This window comes from Bacillus sp. FJAT-22090, assembly GCF_007676755.1.
Lineage (GTDB): Bacteria > Bacillota > Bacilli > Bacillales_A > Planococcaceae > Psychrobacillus.
On the sequence record NZ_VEBK01000009.1, the window covers coordinates 153,012 to 169,746 of the forward strand.

Below are 16,735 nucleotides of genomic sequence, written 5' to 3' on the forward strand. Positions count from 1 at the left end.
AATCCCCCTACCTCATGACAGCTGGAAATAATACTTGTTTTTTCATCACATCGAAAATTCCTCGTTGCGTAACCCGGACATAGGGTAAGTGTGTAGCTTGCAGGAATAATAATGTGTAAATAGCATCCCCATGCTTAAATCCTCTAGCCGCCAACTCTCTTTTTAAATGTAGTTCCTCTTCAATTAATGCTTCCATCGGTTTATCCGAAAGACCCCCACCTATTGGTAATTTCAGCGAACAAACAACTTCCTCATTTTCAACGATGACTATTCCGCCATTCATTTTTTTCATTTCATTAAAAGCTTGAAGCATGCTACTTTTGTTTTTACCGATCAGTATTATATCGCCGGTACTAGAATAGGAAGAAGCAAAACCTTTTAAAGTAGTTGCAAAACCTTTAATGAGAGTAGATACTTTCCATTTACCTTTTCGATCCACTAACAATAGGAAGCTTTCATCATGATCCGTTGACAGCTCATTAACCGTTGTATCAACCGAAACAGAATACGGTTTTGTAATAACATCGTTCACCATCTCAATTCCAAAAGGCATCGAAAATTGAAAATCAGCGTCTGACATATCAAAAGGTAAATCTAAATCCGGTATGTTGGACCAATCGGTTGGTGCCAATGTGTGAACACGTTTATCATCTCGTTTTAACCAAACCCCTTTTGATAAAACACTCGTTGGAACCGGATTGAACTCATCTGTCAAGAAGTTGAGTGATGCAAATCTTCCTGTTGCTATAACCCCGTGCAAATTTGATAAGTTATAGTATTTTGCAACATTGAATGATGCCATCAAATAGGCGTCTATCGGTTTTACCCCAGCATCTAAAGCAACTTGAATACACTTATCCATCACTCCATCTATATGAAATGAAGGAGTTGCCCCGTCCGTTGTCATCATAAGATGATCAAAAATTTGCAAGTCCTTCTCTAGTATCCCTTTTAACAAAATGGGTAGATCTGGTCGGATTGATGAATGACGCAGCGTTACTGCATATCCATGAAGAATTCTTCGTTCCACCTCTTCAATGGTCATCGCTTCATGATCCCCATCTGCACCTAATAGACGCATACGTGCAAGCGTACGATCAGAAGCACCTGGGAAATGTCCTTCGATTTTCATACCATTCATTTTAGCCTGTTGCATCCAGTAAAGCATTTGATCGTCACCTGATAATAATCTTGGCCATCCCGTCAGTTCCCCACCCATAATAACGTCTGGTCGTGCAATCCATTCTCCTACTGTTTTCGAGGTGAATAATTCTTCTTCATTTTCAAGCTCCGTTTGCGAATCGAAACGAGCCCACCAATAAAAAGCAAAAGGTAACTCACTTAGTTTATCCATTATTGAAAACGCTTTCTTATTTTCAAGCATCAAAAACAAGATTAAATTATCTGCTATAAAGGTAGTTGTGCCTAATTGAGCCGCATAATCTGCAAATGTTTGTGGGTTATATAGTTGGAATGGATGTACATGAGGTTCAATATAACCTGGTACAATTTTTTGACCATTAGCATCATACACTTCGGTTTTCTCAGAAACAAGTGGCATTTCCGTACCAGTGTACACAATTCGATCTTTCACAATCCAAATATTTCCGTTCATCCATTTCTTTAAATGACTGTGTAAATAAGTTGCATTTGTAATAAGAATATCTGGTGCTTGTTTCCCATTCACAACTTCTATTTGTTTTCTAATTTCTTCTATTTTCCAAATCGGATATTGCATTCATCCATTCTCCTTTCTATAAGACTACTCATAAAAATAATAGTAGCATAGTGCTTTAGTAAAGCAAAGTGCGGAATTATAAAATTTGTAAATTAGACGCAAGAAAAACGCAAGCAATCTTTACGATTCAAACCTATTTCTAGCGTTTTCGAAGTGCTCTGGTCCGATTGCCTTTAAAAAAAGTTGGTCATGACGATTATCACGACCAACCTTCCTTTTAAGATTATTGAAATGTTCTCCAACCGATATCTGTTCGGAAGAATAAGCCTTCCCATTCTACCTTTGACAAATTTTCATACACTTTTCGCTGAGCATCTTTTAAAGTCGATTCGCTTGCAGCTACTAATATGACACGGCCACCATTTGCGATATATCCATCCTTATCTACTTTTGTACCTGCATGGTAAACATGAAGTCCTGCATCTTGTAATACTTGAAGATCAGGAAGCTTTGCACCTTTTTTCACATTCGCAGGATATCCCTCTGATGCAATAACTACACCTAGCATCGCATCTTCAGACCAATTCAATTGAAACGGTTTTTCATCCATTAATGCCATCATAAATGCACCAAAATCACTTGTCATTCGCGGTAACACAACTTGTGTTTCGGGGTCACCAAAACGAGCATTAAATTCGATTACTTTCGGACCATCCTTCGTTAAAATAAGCCCAGCATATAAAATTCCAGTAAATGGTGTACCTTCTTCTGCCATCGCTTTTACGGTTGGTACAACAACCGTTTCATAAGCAATTTCTACCACATGTGAAGAAATTTGTGGAACTGGAGAGTAAGCTCCCATACCGCCTGTATTTGGCCCTTTGTCGCCATCGTACGCACGTTTATGATCTTGTGCGATAACCATTGGATGAATTTGTCCATTATGTACAAAAGACATAAAAGAAAACTCTTCTCCGTCCAAAAACTCTTCAATTACTAAACGGGAAGATGATTCACCGAATAATTGGTTACCAATCATATCTTCCACAGCTTCATATGCTTCATCTACGGTCATGGCCACAACGACACCTTTTCCAGCAGCTAGTCCATCTGCTTTTACAACAATGGGAGCACCTAGTTTTTCAATATAGGCTTTTGCTTTATCAACTTCCGTGAACGTTTCATAAGCAGCAGTTGGGATATCATATTTTTTCATTAATTCTTTCGCAAATGATTTACTTCCTTCAATTTGCGCTGCTGCTTTGTTCGGTCCAAAAATACGAAGATTATGCAATTCAAAATAATCTACAATTCCAGCAGCTAGCGGTTGCTCAGGACCTACAAATGTTAAATCGATATTGTTTTCTTTCGCAAAGCTTGCAAGCTCTTCAAAAGCCATTATATCGATAGGAATAATTTCTGCATCATTTGCCATACCTGCGTTACCTGGTGCAACAAATACTTTATTTACAGAAGGGGAACCATTGAATTGCTTTGCAATGGCATGCTCACGTCCGCCACTACCAATTACGAGTATGTTCATATGAGATGCGCCTCCCTTAGTGTTTGAAATGACGAACGCCAGTGAATACCATTGCAATTCCGTATTCATTTGCTTTATCAATTGAATCTTGATCTTTTACAGATCCACCTGTTTGAATGATTGCCGTAATGCCTGCTTTTGCAGCAGCTTCCACTGTATCGTTCATCGGGAAAAATGCATCTGATGCAAGCCCTGCTCCTTTTGCACGTTCACCTGCTTGTTCCAATGCAATTTTTGCAGACCCGACACGGTTCATTTGGCCAGCACCGACACCGATTGTCATGTCTTCCGTAGCTACTACAATTGCGTTGGATTTTACATGCTTTACAACACTCCAACCCAACTCTAGCGCTTTCCATTCTTCTGCTGTTGGTTCGCGGTCCGTTACTACTTTTACGTCTGCATCTTTTAATCCATAAGTATCTGGTGATTGAACTAAAAGACCACCTTCTACAGAAACTGTATTCCAAGGGTCTTTTTTCGTTTGCTCATAGGAAATTGTCAATAGACGAATATTTTTCTTTGCAGTAAGCATTGCAATTGCATCTTCAGAAAATGAAGGGGCAATAATGATTTCTAAGAAAATTCCTGCTAAAACTTTCGCAGTTGCTGCATCTACTTCCCGATTTAAAGCGACAATCCCTCCAAAAATAGATGTGGAGTCAGCTTCGTATGCTTTATTGAATGCATCCGAAATAGTTTCCCCTGTCCCAACGCCGCAAGGATTCATATGTTTAACTGCTACAGCTGCTGGTAAGTCAAATTCCTTCACTATTTGAATAGCTGCATTGGCATCTTGAATATTATTATAAGAAAGCTCTTTTCCATGTAATTGTTTTGCGGACGCAATCGAGAAATCTGATCCTAAAGGACGTTTGTAGAAAGCTGCTTGTTGGTGAGGGTTTTCCCCATAACGCAATGCTTGCTTACGTTCATATGTAAGGGTTAATAATTCTGGGAATTCTTCACCAGTTAAATCGGTCATATAGCTAGCGATTAGGGCATCATATGCTGCAGTGTGGCGAAATACTTTTGCAGCTAGTCTGCGGCGTGTTTCTAACGTGGTATCACCGGTTTCTTTTAATTGTTCCAATACTTCCTCGTAGTCCGATGCATCAGTTACCACTGTCACGTATTGGTGATTTTTCGCAGCGGAGCGTAGCATAGAAGGCCCACCGATATCAATATTTTCAATTGCATCTTCAAATGCAACATTAGGTTTGGAAATTGTTTCAAAGAAAGGATATAAGTTTACACATACTACTTGAATCGGTGTAATACTATGCTCTTCAAGTTGTGCTTGGTGAGAGGGATCGTCGTGTTTTGCTAATAATCCACCGTGTATCATTGGATTTAATGTTTTTACTCGACCATCTAGTATTTCTGGGAAGTTTGTTACGGAATCTACTGAAGTAATTGCCACATCATTTTGTTCTAAAAAAGCTTTTGTTCCACCAGTCGATAAAATTTCATATCCCAGCTGTTCCAACGCTTTTGCAAATTCAAGAATTCCTGATTTATCTGAAACACTAAGTAAAGCACGTTTTGACACGTTATTTCCTCCTCTGATTTATGTAAGTATATATCGTTTTTCGAAGTTTACCGACGCGAAGTAGCTGAGCTGGAGCGATTCTTGGGAAAGTTCGAGCGATTCTCTATTTCTACCCAATATACGCCTGTACTATTGGGTAGAATCTTCCCTAAAGGGAGCCAGCGTGCTTTTATAGCAAAAGCTGGCACTGACTACAGGCTCCACAGTTTTTGTAATGTTTTCGTATATAACTCATGCTCTATGGAGTGAATACGTTCTTTTGTTTGCTCTTTATCACCGTCGACTACATCAACAGCTGCTTGCGCTAAAATAGGACCAGTGTCCATTCCGGCATCCACATAGTGAACAGTTACTCCTGTTACTTTTACTCCATGCTCCATTGCTTGTCCGATGGCATCTTTACCTGGAAACGCAGGGAGTAGAGATGGATGAATATTAATGATTTTACTTGGATATGCTTCGAGTAAAACTGTTCCAATCAATCGCATATATCCAGCAAGCACAATCCACTCTACTTCAAGCTCTTTTAACTTTTGTAATACGTGTAGTTCGAACGCTTCTTTAGAAGAAAAACTAGTAGGTTTAACGGCCAGTGTTTGAATACCGGCAGTTTTTGCACGCACTAGTACAAATGCTTCTGGTTTATCTGAGACTACAAGCGAAATAGTACCAGATAGTTGACCAGCTTCGATCGCATCATGAATGGCTTGAAAATTACTGCCGCTTCCTGATGCAAATACTGCAAATTTCGGTTTTCCAGCCATTACACTAAACTCCCGTCATGTGTTCCGGTAAATCGAACCCCTTCACCTTTCACAACACGACCAATTGTATATGCTTTTTCACCATGGGCCTCAGCAAGAGCAATCGCTTGTTGTGCTTCCTCTTTAGATAACGCAAGTACGAAACCAATACCCATATTGAATACATTGTATAAATCACGATCTGTAAGCTCGCCTTTTTCCTTCAACAAGTTAAAGATAGGTAGCACTTCCCACGAGCCTAAGTCTACTTCTACAGCCAAACCTTCGGGCATCATACGTGGTAAATTTTCATAGAACCCTCCACCAGTAACATGTGCCATTCCGTGAATTGAAAGCTCTTTATGCATTTCCATTACAGGCTTTGCATAAATTTTCGTTGGGGTAAGTAGAGTTTTTCCAATTTCTCCAAGCTCCTCATAACCTGCAACTACTGTTTCTGAAGTATAAGCTTGCTCTTCAAATACAATTTTACGTACAAGTGAATAGCCATTTGAATGGATGCCGCTAGAAGCAATTCCAACGAGCACATCGCCTTCTACAATTTTTTCACCAGTAACAATTTTTGATTTTTCACAAGCACCAACCGCAAATCCTGCTAGATCATACTCATCTTCTTCATAAAGACCTGGCATTTCGGCTGTTTCTCCTCCGATTAATGCTGCACCAGATTGAACACAACCATCTGCAACACCTTTTACGATTTGTTCAATACGTTCAGGCACCGCTTTTCCTACTGCAACATAATCTAGGAAAAATAACGGTTCTGCTCCTTGTGCAACGATATCATTGACACACATTGCCACACAGTCCACTCCGATTGTATCGTGTGAATCTGTCATAAATGCAAGCTTCAGCTTTGTTCCTACACCGTCTGTTCCAGAAATAAGAACAGGTTCTTTATAATCTAATGAAGACAGGTCAAACATGCCTCCAAAACCTCCAAAAGTACCCATAATACCTTTTCTAGCTGTACGTTCGACATGTGATTTCATTCGCTGAACAGCTTCATAGCCAGCTTCAATATTTACACCAGCTTTTTCATATGCTTTTGACATGTAAAATCCTCCTATCGAACAAGCTCTTTTTCATGTGGTAATTTTGTGTTTGGAGAAATTGGAGTGGGATACTCACCAGTGAAGCAAGCTAAGCAGTGTCCACAATTTTTCCCCTCATCCGTTCTTCCAATCGCTTCCACCATACCTTCAACAGATAAAAACGAAAGCGAGTCGGCACCTATTAACTCGCGCATTTCTTCCACATTATTATTGGAAGCGATCAATTCTGAATCGGTACTAATATCAATCCCGTAAAAACAAGGACTTTTTAAAGGAGGAGAACTAATGACAACATGCACTTCTTTCGCTCCAGCCTCTTTTAACATTTTCACAATGCGTTTCGATGTGGTCCCCCGAACAATCGAATCATCCACCATAACCACACGTTTTCCGTTTACAACTTGACGAACTGGTGAAAGTTTCATCTTCACACCGCGCTCACGAAGATCTTGTGATGGTTGTATAAACGTACGTCCTACATAACGGTTTTTAATAAGTCCCATCTCATAGGGAATACCGGATGCTTCCGAAAATCCTATCGCAGCTGAAATACTAGAATCAGGTACACCAGTAATAACATCCGCATCTACTTGAATTTCTTTGGCTAGCTGTTTACCTAGACGTTTTCTAGCCATATGAATATTAATACCATCGATATCTGAGTCAGGTCGGGAGAAATATACATATTCCATCGTACAAATCGCACGTTCTGCTGGCTCCGAAAAGCGTTCTGATCGTAACCCTTGATCATTGATGATTAGTAACTCACCAGGTTCCACTGAACGAATAACTTCCGCCCCTATTAAATCGAACGCACTTGTTTCCGATGCAACTACCCAAGCCTCCCCTAACTTTCCTAAAGAAAGTGGGCGCATGCCATGTGGATCTTGTGCTACTATCATTGTATCTTCCGTTAAGATAATAAAAGCAAAAGCCCCATCCAACAATTTCAATGCTTGTTTCGCACGTTCCTCTAATGAGGTATGATGACTTTTTTTCAATAAATGTGCTAAGACTTCTGTATCAGAAGTCGTTTGAAAAATACTTCCTTGCTGCTCCAGACTTCTTTTCAATCTATTGGCATTTACTATATTTCCATTATGAGCAATGGCAAGGCTTCCAGTAGTCGAATTAAAAAGCAATGGTTGGACATTCTCAATTCCCGAACCACCGGCAGTGGCATAACGTACATGAGCAATAGCAGCTTTTCCTTCTAATTTTTCAAGCTTGCCGTTACTGAAAACATCATTTACAAGTCCTTCACCTTTGACTGCTCGTAGAAATTCCCCGTCTGTCACTACTATTCCAGCACCCTCTTGGCCCCTATGTTGAAGAGCATGCAAACCATAATAGCTAATGGGAGCAGGATCTGGATGTCCCCAAATCCCAAACACACCACATTCTTCGTTTAAGCCTCTGACTTCAGCAAGCATGGTATTGCTCCTTTCCAAGCTGAACGGAATTCGTCAACAGAACCGCTGATCCATTCAGTTCCGTCTTCATTAGAAATAACTACCTTATTTGAATTTGTTACAGTACCAATTTGAACTGCCTCTTTTACAATTTTCTCAAATTCAGTTGCATTTTCATGTTTAACAGTTACAAGGAAACGGGATTGAGACTCACTAAATAATGCTGTTGTTGCAGAACCTTCTATGCTTACTTCCACTCCAAGGCCCTTTGCACCAAAAGCTTTCTCTGCTAGTGCAACCGCGAGGCCACCTTCTGCAATATCATGTGCAGACTGTACAACACCTGCTTGGATTGCTGAGAGCAATGCTTTTTGACGAGCTGCTTCGACATCCAAATCAATCGAAGGAGCCTGACCAAAAATGCGTTTTTCTACTAACTTTTGAAGCTCTGAACCACCGAATTCTGTTTTCGATTCACCAATCACGTATATAATATCCCCAGCTTGTTTTACATCTTGAGTTGTAACATGAGCCACATCTTCCACAAGTCCCACAAGACCAATAGTTGGTGTTGGGTAAACCGCTGTTCCACTACGCTCATTGTATAACGAGACGTTCCCGCCAATGACTGGTGAGTCTAGTGCAAGACATGCTTCTGAAATACCGTCAGCTGATTTTTCTAGTTGCCAGAAGATTTCTGGGTTTTCCGGATTACCGAAGTTCAAGCAGTCCGTTATTGCAAGAGGTTTTGCCCCAGAGCATACAACATTACGTGCTGCTTCTGCTACTGCAATTTTTCCACCCACAACTGGATCTAAATAGATATATCTAGAGTTACAATCCGTTGTCATTGCTAAGCCTTTATTCGTGCCACGAACACGTACCACCGCAGCATCCGATCCAGGCGTAACTACTGTACTCGTACGAACTTGATAGTCGTATTGATCATACACCCATTCCTTTGAAGCAATCGTCGGTTGCTGTAGTAAGCTTAATAATGTTTCTTTGTAATTTGAAACTGTGGGCTCTGTATTCTCCATTGCTTGGAATTCTGTGAAATATGCCGGAACTGCTGATGGTTTATGATATACAGGTGCTTCTTCTGCCAGTGCATCAGCAGGTACCTCTGCCACTACTTCTCCTTTATGGAGTAGGCGAAGCATTTTATCATTCGTTACTTTTCCAACGGCTACACAGTCTAATCCGTATTTATCAAAAATCTTCACGATTTCATCTTCTCGTCCTTTTTTCACAACAATCAACATGCGTTCTTGCGATTCAGAGAGCATCATTTCATATGCCGTCATACCAGTTTCCCGTTGAGGAATAAAGTCTAAATTCATTTCCACACCATAACCGGCTTTGGAAGCCATCTCAGCAGATGAGGAAGTTAAACCTGCAGCTCCCATATCTTGAATACCGATCAATGCATCCGACTTTACTACTTCTAAACATGCTTCAAGTAAAAGTTTTTCCATAAATGGATCTCCTACTTGAACAGCTGGACGTTTTTCTTCTGAAGCTTCAGTCAATTCTTCCGATGCAAAGGTTGCACCATGGATACCATCACGACCAGTTTTAGCACCCGCATACAGTACTGTATTTCCTTCCCCAGCTGCAATGCCTTTTTGAATATCTTCATGGTTGATCAAACCAACACACATTGCATTAACTAATGGATTACCTTCATAGCAGTCATCAAACTGGATCTCTCCACCAACTGTAGGAATACCAATACAATTTCCATATCCTGCAATACCTGCTACTACTTCTTCAAACAAATATTTCACACGTGGTGTTTTTAACTCGCCAAAACGTAGAGAATTTAACATCGCAATCGGACGTGCTCCCATTGAGAATACATCGCGGATAATACCACCAACACCTGTCGCTGCTCCTTGATATGGCTCGATAGCAGAAGGATGATTATGTGATTCCATTTTGAACACAACCGCTTGCCCATCTCCGATATCTACAATTCCAGCACCTTCACCAGGACCTTGAAGGACTTGCGGACCTTTTGTAGGAAACTTGCGCAATACAGGTTTTGAGTTTTTATAGGAACAATGCTCCGACCACATAACAGAGAATAACCCTGTTTCTGTATAGTTTGGAAGACGGCCTAGAATCTTCTCGACCATTGCAAATTCTTCATCGGACATACCCATTTGTGCATATAATTTTTGTTCTTTTATTTGCTCCGGATTTGGTTCAAGCATGACTGACATGAGATTCCCTCCACTGTTTCACTATAGATTTAAATAACGCAAGTCCATCTGATCCACCCATAATGTCATTGGCAGCGCGCTCTGGATGTGGCATCATTCCTAATACATTTCCTGTTGCATTTATAATACCTGCAATGTCCTCGATACTTCCGTTTGGATTTTCGGAAGCGTACGTGAACACGATTTGATTATTTTCTTTTAAACTAGCAAGAGTTTCTTCATCGCAATAATAGTTTCCTTCGCCATGTGCGATTGGAATTTGAATTACTTCGCCTTTTTTATAGCCTGAAGTAAATTGCGTCTCGTTATTTTCCACTGTCAGCCCAACTGTACGACACATGAATTTAAGGTTTTTATTGCGAAGCAGTGCGCCCGGTAGAAGACCCGCTTCGGTTAATACTTGGAATCCGTTACAAACACCAAGTACTGGTTTACCCGCCTCTGCTGCTTTCACAACCTCAGACATTACGTTTGAGAAACGAGAAATTGCCCCACAACGTAAGTAATCCCCATACGAAAAACCACCTGGTAGCAATATCCCATCAAAACCGCTTAAATCGGTTGCATCATGCCATACGTACTCTACTTCTTCTCCAAGCTCGTCTTTAATCGCATGGTACATATCTAAATCACAGTTCGATCCTGGAAAAACGATTACTGCAAACTTCATTTGCTAGCAACCTCCTCAACTTCAAAACGATAGTCTTCGATTACTGTATTTGTAAGAAGCTTTTCACACATTTCCTTTACGACCGTATCTATATCACGATTGGATTCCTCTATTTGAAGTTCCAGAAATTTTCCAATACGAACATCTGTCACTTCGTTATAATTCATAGAATGAAGGGCACCCATTACTGCCGAACCTTGTGGATCCAAAACACTTTCACGTAATGTCACATATACTTTTACTTTTTTCATTTTGATAATCCTCCTAAGCGGGAAAGTATAATTTCGTACACATCTGTTAAACTACCTAAATTACGTCTAAAAACGTCTTTATCGAGTTTATTATTTGTTTCGTCATCCCATAGTCTGCAAGTATCTGGGGAAATCTCGTCCGCAAGTAATATTTCACCTTTTGCAGTTTTACCGAACTCGAGTTTCATGTCGATTAACGTCACACCGATTTCTTTAAAAATAGGCTGTAACACACTGTTAATCTCTATCGCCTTTATTTTGATCGTCTCTATTTCCTCAGGTGTTGCAAGCTCCAACAATTCAATATGAGCATCTGTTAGTAAAGGATCACCTAAACTATCATCCTTGTAGTAGATTTCTACAATAGAATGCTTTAAAGGCATTCCTTCTTCTAATCCAAGTCTTTTGGATAGACTGCCTGCTGCTATATTTCGAACAACTACTTCTAAAGGTATAATCTCTACTTTTTGAACAAGTTGTTCATTTTCTGATATTTGTTTCACAAAATGCGAGTCAATCCCATGCTGTTTTAACCGTTCAAAAAGAATAGTGGTAATTTTATTGTTTAACATTCCTTTGCCAACTATTTCTTCTTTTTTCTCTCCATTAAAAGCTGTAGCACTATCTTTATAAGATACAAATAGAATGTTTTCATCTTCCGTTGCGAATAGTTGTTTTGCTTTACCTTCGTATAATAGACGACCTTTTTCCACTGTGAATTCCCCCGATAAAGTGAACTTTCAAACAGAGAGAGGGTTGTATCCCTCCCTAATGTTCGTTAAAACTTTTAAAGTTTAATTTAGACCTAAGCGTTCGAAAATCATATCTACATGTTGGATATGATAGTTATAATCGAAACAGTCATCCAACTCTTCTTTTGAAAGCAATGACGTGATTTTTTCTTCCCCATCCACAAATGTACGGAATGCAGTTTGAGATTCCCAAGCTTGCATAGCAAGCGGCTGAACAGTATCATATGCTTCTTCACGAGCTAAACCTTTGTCGATTAGGGCAAGAAGTACACGTTGAGAATAAATTAACCCCAAAGTGGAGTCCATATTACGTTTCATGTTTTCCGGGAAAACAGTTAAGTTTTTCACGATATTACCAAAACGATTTAACATATAGTTCAGTGCGATTGTTGCATCTGGTAAGATAACGCGTTCTGCTGAAGAATGAGAGATGTCTCTTTCATGCCATAAAGACACATTTTCGTAAGCGGTCATCATATAACCACGCATTAACCTTGCAAGTCCTGTCATGTTCTCCGAGCCAATTGGATTACGCTTATGTGGCATAGCCGAAGAACCTTTTTGACCTTTTGCAAAGAACTCCTCTACTTCACGTGTTTCGGATTTTTGTAATCCGCGAATCTCAGTTGCAAACTTTTCAACAGAAGTGGCGATTAGCGCTAATGTACTCATGTATTGTGCGTGACGATCACGTTGTAATGTTTGCGTTGAAATAGATGATGCAGCAAGTCCTAGGTTTTCACAAACGTATTTCTCAACAAAAGGATCAATGTTTGCATAAGTGCCTACTGCACCCGACATTTTACCAGTTTCAATAATTTTTGCTGCAGCTTCAAATCTTTCTAAATTACGTTTCATTTCTTCTGTCCAAAGTGCAAGCTTTAAGCCAAAAGTTGTCGGCTCAGCATGAACACCATGTGTACGTCCCATCATTACTGTGTATTTATGTTCTTTTGCTTTGTTCTCAAGAATTTCGATAAAATTATGAAGATCTTTACGGATAATAACATTCGCTTGTTTAATTAAATAAGAAAGTGCTGTATCTACTACGTCCGTAGATGTTAAACCGTAGTGAACCCATTTACGCTCTTCTCCAAGTGTCTCAGAAACAGCACGAGTGAATGCAACTACATCATGTCTTGTTTCCTGCTCAATTTCTAAAATACGATCGACAGAGAAAGATGCATTTTTGCGAAGTGCCACTACGTCTTCTTTTGGAATATCTCCAATTTCAGCCCATGCCTCACATGCTAAAATTTCTACTTCAAGCCAAGCGTTGTATTTGTTTTCCTCTGTCCAAATTGCTCCCATTTCCGGGCGTGTATAACGTTCGATCATTTAAGTTCCTCCTCATTTAAGACCAGATTGTTGATTGATTTATTTCTTCTAATGTTTGATCAATGTCAGTTGAAAGGATTGTTACATGTCCCATCTTACGGTTTGTTTTCGCTTCTGCTTTTCCATATAAATGAACAGACCAGTTAGGAAATTTACTAATTGAATTCGTTAATGGGATAACATGCTGTCCCAAAATATTCACCATAACAGTGTCTGTCCAAAGCTTTGGCTCTCGTAGCGGCCAACCACAAACTGCTCTAATATGTTGATGAAATTGGGATATGTTACATGCCTCGATTGAGTAGTGCCCCGAGTTATGTGGTCTTGGAGCTAATTCATTAATCATTATTCCTTGATCGTCTAATACGAACATCTCCACTGCAAGAGTTCCTACTAGATTTAAATGATTCGCGATAGTAATGGCTGCATCTATTGCCTTCTCAGTTAGAGAAGCGTCTATTCGGGCAGGAACAATTGTTTCATGTAAAATATGATTCACGTGAATATTTTCTCCAATTGGAAGGCAGAACGTTTGTCCATCGCCATTTCGCTGAACAATTACAGATATTTCCTTTGTAAATGGAACAAATGCCTCTGCAATACAAGCAGAATGATCAAAAAGCGATTTAGCTAAGGAAAGCTCCTCTTTTGAATGAATAATTTGCTGACCTTTTCCATCATACCCACCACGAGAAGTTTTCACTACACAAGGAAAACCTATTTCATCAACCTGTTCTTCCAACTCTCCATAGTTCCTTGCTTCGACAAATTTCGCAATTGGGACACCTGATGCCTGAAGTTCCTTTTTTTCTAATATGCGATCTTGCGTAATTTTTACAAGTTCAGCCCCTTGTGGAACATATGCAATTTGCGATAATCTTTTCAAACCCGCATAATCGATATTTTCAAATTCATATGTAATCACGTCACTTACTTCAGCAAGTTCTTCTAATGCAGCCTCATCATTATATGGAGCAACAATGCGAATATCTGCAACTTGACCACAAGGTGAATCCATCGTTGGTTCTAATACTGCTATTTTAAAGCCTGCCTCTTTCGCTGCTAATGCCATCATCCTTCCAAGCTGCCCGCCACCAATTATACCTATTGTTTGCCCTGGATAGATAACTTTAGTCATTGAAGCTCACCATTACTTTCATATACTTTATTTTTAATGCTTTCTCTTCGTTTTTCTAATCGTTCTGCCAATTCTACATCCTGGATAGAAAGAATTTGTGCCGCAAGAAGCCCTGCGTTCGTTGCCCCTGCCTTTCCAATCGCAACAGTTGCTACTGGCACCCCTCCTGGCATTTGAACAATGGATAGCAATGAATCTAAACCATTCAATGCTTTAGATTGAACCGGTACACCAATAACTGGGAGAGTAGTCTTAGCAGCAACCATTCCAGGTAAATGTGCAGCACCGCCAGCTCCAGCAATTATTACATGAATTCCTCGTATTCTTGCTTCCTCCGCATATTCAAACATTAAATCGGGCGTACGATGTGCAGAAACTACTTGTTTTTCATACGGTATATTAAGTTCCTCAAGAATTTCACAACTATATTTCATTGTTTCCCAATCACTAGAGCTACCCATAATTACACCAATTTTTGCGTTCATCATATCCATCCCTTCATCTAACTCACATTAGTGAATCTATGACATCTGCCATTAAACATAAAAAGTTCCCTAAATAAACTACTCTCTATACAAGAAAAGCAGTTTACTTAAGGAACTAGCGGTAGGATTTGTGTTTGTCATTAATAACATGCCTCAACACATCCTTTTAACATCATCCTAAAGTTGCTTTCCCTCATAGTCCTGTCATTACGGTGACTTGGTAGAGACGCTAAAGCCAATCCTTTAGCATATATGGGGATATAATCGTCTATTTCTAATCACATTCTAACAAGTATGAAGAGTCACGTCAACCCATTATACGAACGTTTATTTTCAGTCAAAGTTAATCGTTCGTATTTTGATGTTATTTTTTTGCATTTTCCTCTTTTATTCCTTTTAACATAATCAATTGTTTAATCGGAACAGGTTGACCATCTATTTCAGCAAAAAGGGGTTCCTCTTTTCTCCCTGCCACTTGAAAACCTTGCCTGGCCATTCTTTCGATACAGGTTGTGATGCTTTCATTTTCCTCAACTTCGAACCATTTTGTTTCTTTCTTCATCAAATAGCTTTCCTTTCTTTACTGATCTATTCAAAATTTAGTTTGATGATTTTACTTGTTGATTTGTTTATTATATCAACTTTTGTCGCTTTTTGTTTGAGTTTCATTGTTAGGTGCATGTAGATACTCGTATTTTTTAACGTAGAGGGGAAACAATCAACTGAAAGTATGAAAAGTTTAGCTGAGTGACTGATTTACACATGAAAGTAAATAACAACTAAGATCCATCCCTTGTATGGAGTATATGAACTTAATAAAAGAAGAGAGCAGTTGGAAGTAAATGGCTGTACGCAACCAATTGTTCTGCGAAGGCAACCAGTTTAGGCTTTAAGCAACCAGTTTGATCATGAGAGCAACCATCTCTTCCACGAACGCAACCAGTTTCTCGGTGAGAGCAACCAAACGAGATTGGGCTGTTTGCTTTAGCACGAATGTCTAATAAATCAAGCTACTATTTAGAAATAAATGGCTGTACGCAACCAATTGCTCAGCGAGAGCAACCAGTTTAGGCCTTAAAGCAACCAGTTTGTCCATGAGAGCAACCATCTCTCCCACGAACGCAACCAGTTTCCCGGTGAGAGCAACCAAACGAGATGGAGCTACTTACTTTAGCACGAATGTCTAATAAAGGAAGCTACTATTTAGAAATAAATGGCTGTACGCAACCAATTGCTCTGCGAAGGCAATCAGTTTAGGCCTCAAAGCAACCAGTTTGATCATGAGAGCAACCATCTCTCCCACGAACGCAACCAGTTTCCCGGTAAAAGCAACTAAACGAGATTGGGTTGCTTGCTTTAGCAGGAATGTCTAATAAATGAAGCAACTATTTAGAAATAAATGGCTGTACGCAACAAATTGCTCTGCGAAGGCAACCAGTTTAGGCCTTAAAGCAACCAGTTTGATCATGAGAGCAACCATCTCTTCCACGAACGCAACCAGTTTCTCGGTGAGAGCAACCAAACGAGATTGAGCTACTTACATTAACACGAATGTCTAATAAATGAAGCTACTATTTAGAAATAAGTGGCTGTACGCAACCAATTTAGACATCAAAGCAACCAGTTTCCCGTCAAGAGCAACTAACTAAGAACTGTCCCTTTTACTGAGTACAAAATTCTAGAAAACGAGAACGCATTTGGTGATAAGTGGCAAAACTAGCAACCACATCAGACTGACCATAGATCAGGATTAATTCAATCCGCAAATAAAAAAGCCGCCACCGATTACTCGGTAACGACTTCTTCTTGTGTGCCCAGCGACGTCCTACTCTCACAGGGGGAGACCCCCAACTACCATCGGCGCTGAAG

Annotated in this window: 14 protein-coding genes and 1 riboswitch; all 14 genes read right to left on the reverse strand. The window is 39.7% G+C overall.

Features of this window, described 5'->3' with window-relative positions; all coding sequences use genetic code 11:
• Positions 1 to 7: 7 nt before the first annotated feature.
• Positions 8 to 1,738, reverse strand: a complete 1,731-nt coding sequence (locus FS486_RS12750; protein WP_144511925.1) for an adenine deaminase C-terminal domain-containing protein — start codon at positions 1,736 to 1,738, stop codon at positions 8 to 10.
• A gap of 223 nt (positions 1,739 to 1,961) precedes the next feature.
• The gene (purD, locus tag FS486_RS12755; protein WP_144511926.1) at positions 1,962 to 3,221 is read right to left on the reverse strand and encodes a phosphoribosylamine--glycine ligase; all 1,260 of its coding nucleotides are present in this window, start codon (positions 3,219 to 3,221) and stop codon (positions 1,962 to 1,964) included.
• Positions 3,222 to 3,237: 16 nt separating this feature from the next.
• The gene (gene purH, locus FS486_RS12760; RefSeq protein WP_144511927.1) at positions 3,238 to 4,773 is read right to left on the reverse strand and encodes a bifunctional phosphoribosylaminoimidazolecarboxamide formyltransferase/IMP cyclohydrolase; all 1,536 of its coding nucleotides are present in this window, start codon (positions 4,771 to 4,773) and stop codon (positions 3,238 to 3,240) included.
• Between the two features lie 191 nt (positions 4,774 to 4,964).
• On the reverse strand, positions 4,965 to 5,537 hold the full coding sequence (purN, locus tag FS486_RS12765) for a phosphoribosylglycinamide formyltransferase (RefSeq protein WP_144511928.1): 573 nt from the start codon (positions 5,535 to 5,537) through the stop codon (positions 4,965 to 4,967).
• The gene (gene purM, locus FS486_RS12770; protein ID WP_144511929.1) at positions 5,537 to 6,592 is read right to left on the reverse strand and encodes a phosphoribosylformylglycinamidine cyclo-ligase; all 1,056 of its coding nucleotides are present in this window, start codon (positions 6,590 to 6,592) and stop codon (positions 5,537 to 5,539) included. Before purM ends, purN begins: the two co-directional genes overlap by 1 nt.
• 11 nt (positions 6,593 to 6,603) lie before the next feature.
• Complete coding sequence (gene purF, locus FS486_RS12775) at positions 6,604 to 8,025, reverse strand: amidophosphoribosyltransferase (protein WP_144511930.1); 1,422 nt, start codon at positions 8,023 to 8,025, stop codon at positions 6,604 to 6,606.
• Positions 8,001 to 10,232: a phosphoribosylformylglycinamidine synthase subunit PurL gene (gene purL, locus FS486_RS12780; protein ID WP_144511931.1), complete on the reverse strand. Its 2,232-nt coding sequence runs from the start codon at positions 10,230 to 10,232 to the stop codon at positions 8,001 to 8,003. The genes purF and purL overlap by 25 nt, the downstream gene beginning before the upstream one ends.
• Complete coding sequence (gene purQ / locus FS486_RS12785; protein ID WP_144511932.1) at positions 10,216 to 10,902, reverse strand: phosphoribosylformylglycinamidine synthase subunit PurQ; 687 nt, start codon at positions 10,900 to 10,902, stop codon at positions 10,216 to 10,218. Before purQ ends, purL begins: the two co-directional genes overlap by 17 nt.
• On the reverse strand, positions 10,899 to 11,153 hold the full coding sequence (gene purS, locus FS486_RS12790) for a phosphoribosylformylglycinamidine synthase subunit PurS (RefSeq protein WP_144511933.1): 255 nt from the start codon (positions 11,151 to 11,153) through the stop codon (positions 10,899 to 10,901). Before purS ends, purQ begins: the two co-directional genes overlap by 4 nt.
• Complete coding sequence (purC, locus tag FS486_RS12795) at positions 11,150 to 11,866, reverse strand: phosphoribosylaminoimidazolesuccinocarboxamide synthase (RefSeq protein ID WP_144511934.1); 717 nt, start codon at positions 11,864 to 11,866, stop codon at positions 11,150 to 11,152. Before purC ends, purS begins: the two co-directional genes overlap by 4 nt.
• Before the next feature lie 81 nt (positions 11,867 to 11,947).
• On the reverse strand, positions 11,948 to 13,243 hold the full coding sequence (gene purB, locus FS486_RS12800) for an adenylosuccinate lyase (protein ID WP_144511935.1): 1,296 nt from the start codon (positions 13,241 to 13,243) through the stop codon (positions 11,948 to 11,950).
• 16 nt (positions 13,244 to 13,259) lie between these two features.
• On the reverse strand, positions 13,260 to 14,381 hold the full coding sequence (purK, locus tag FS486_RS12805; protein ID WP_144511936.1) for a 5-(carboxyamino)imidazole ribonucleotide synthase: 1,122 nt from the start codon (positions 14,379 to 14,381) through the stop codon (positions 13,260 to 13,262).
• Positions 14,378 to 14,866 (reverse strand): 5-(carboxyamino)imidazole ribonucleotide mutase, encoded by a 489-nt coding sequence (purE, locus tag FS486_RS12810; RefSeq protein ID WP_144511949.1) that lies wholly within the window; start codon positions 14,864 to 14,866, stop codon positions 14,378 to 14,380. Before purE ends, purK begins: the two co-directional genes overlap by 4 nt.
• A 176-nt stretch (positions 14,867 to 15,042) precedes the next feature.
• Positions 15,043 to 15,142: riboswitch (purine riboswitch) on the reverse strand.
• 88 nt (positions 15,143 to 15,230) lie between these two features.
• Positions 15,231 to 15,428, reverse strand: coding sequence for an NETI motif-containing protein (locus FS486_RS12815; RefSeq protein ID WP_144511937.1), 198 nt, complete (start codon positions 15,426 to 15,428; stop codon positions 15,231 to 15,233).
• Positions 15,429 to 16,735 lie beyond the last annotated feature (1,307 nt).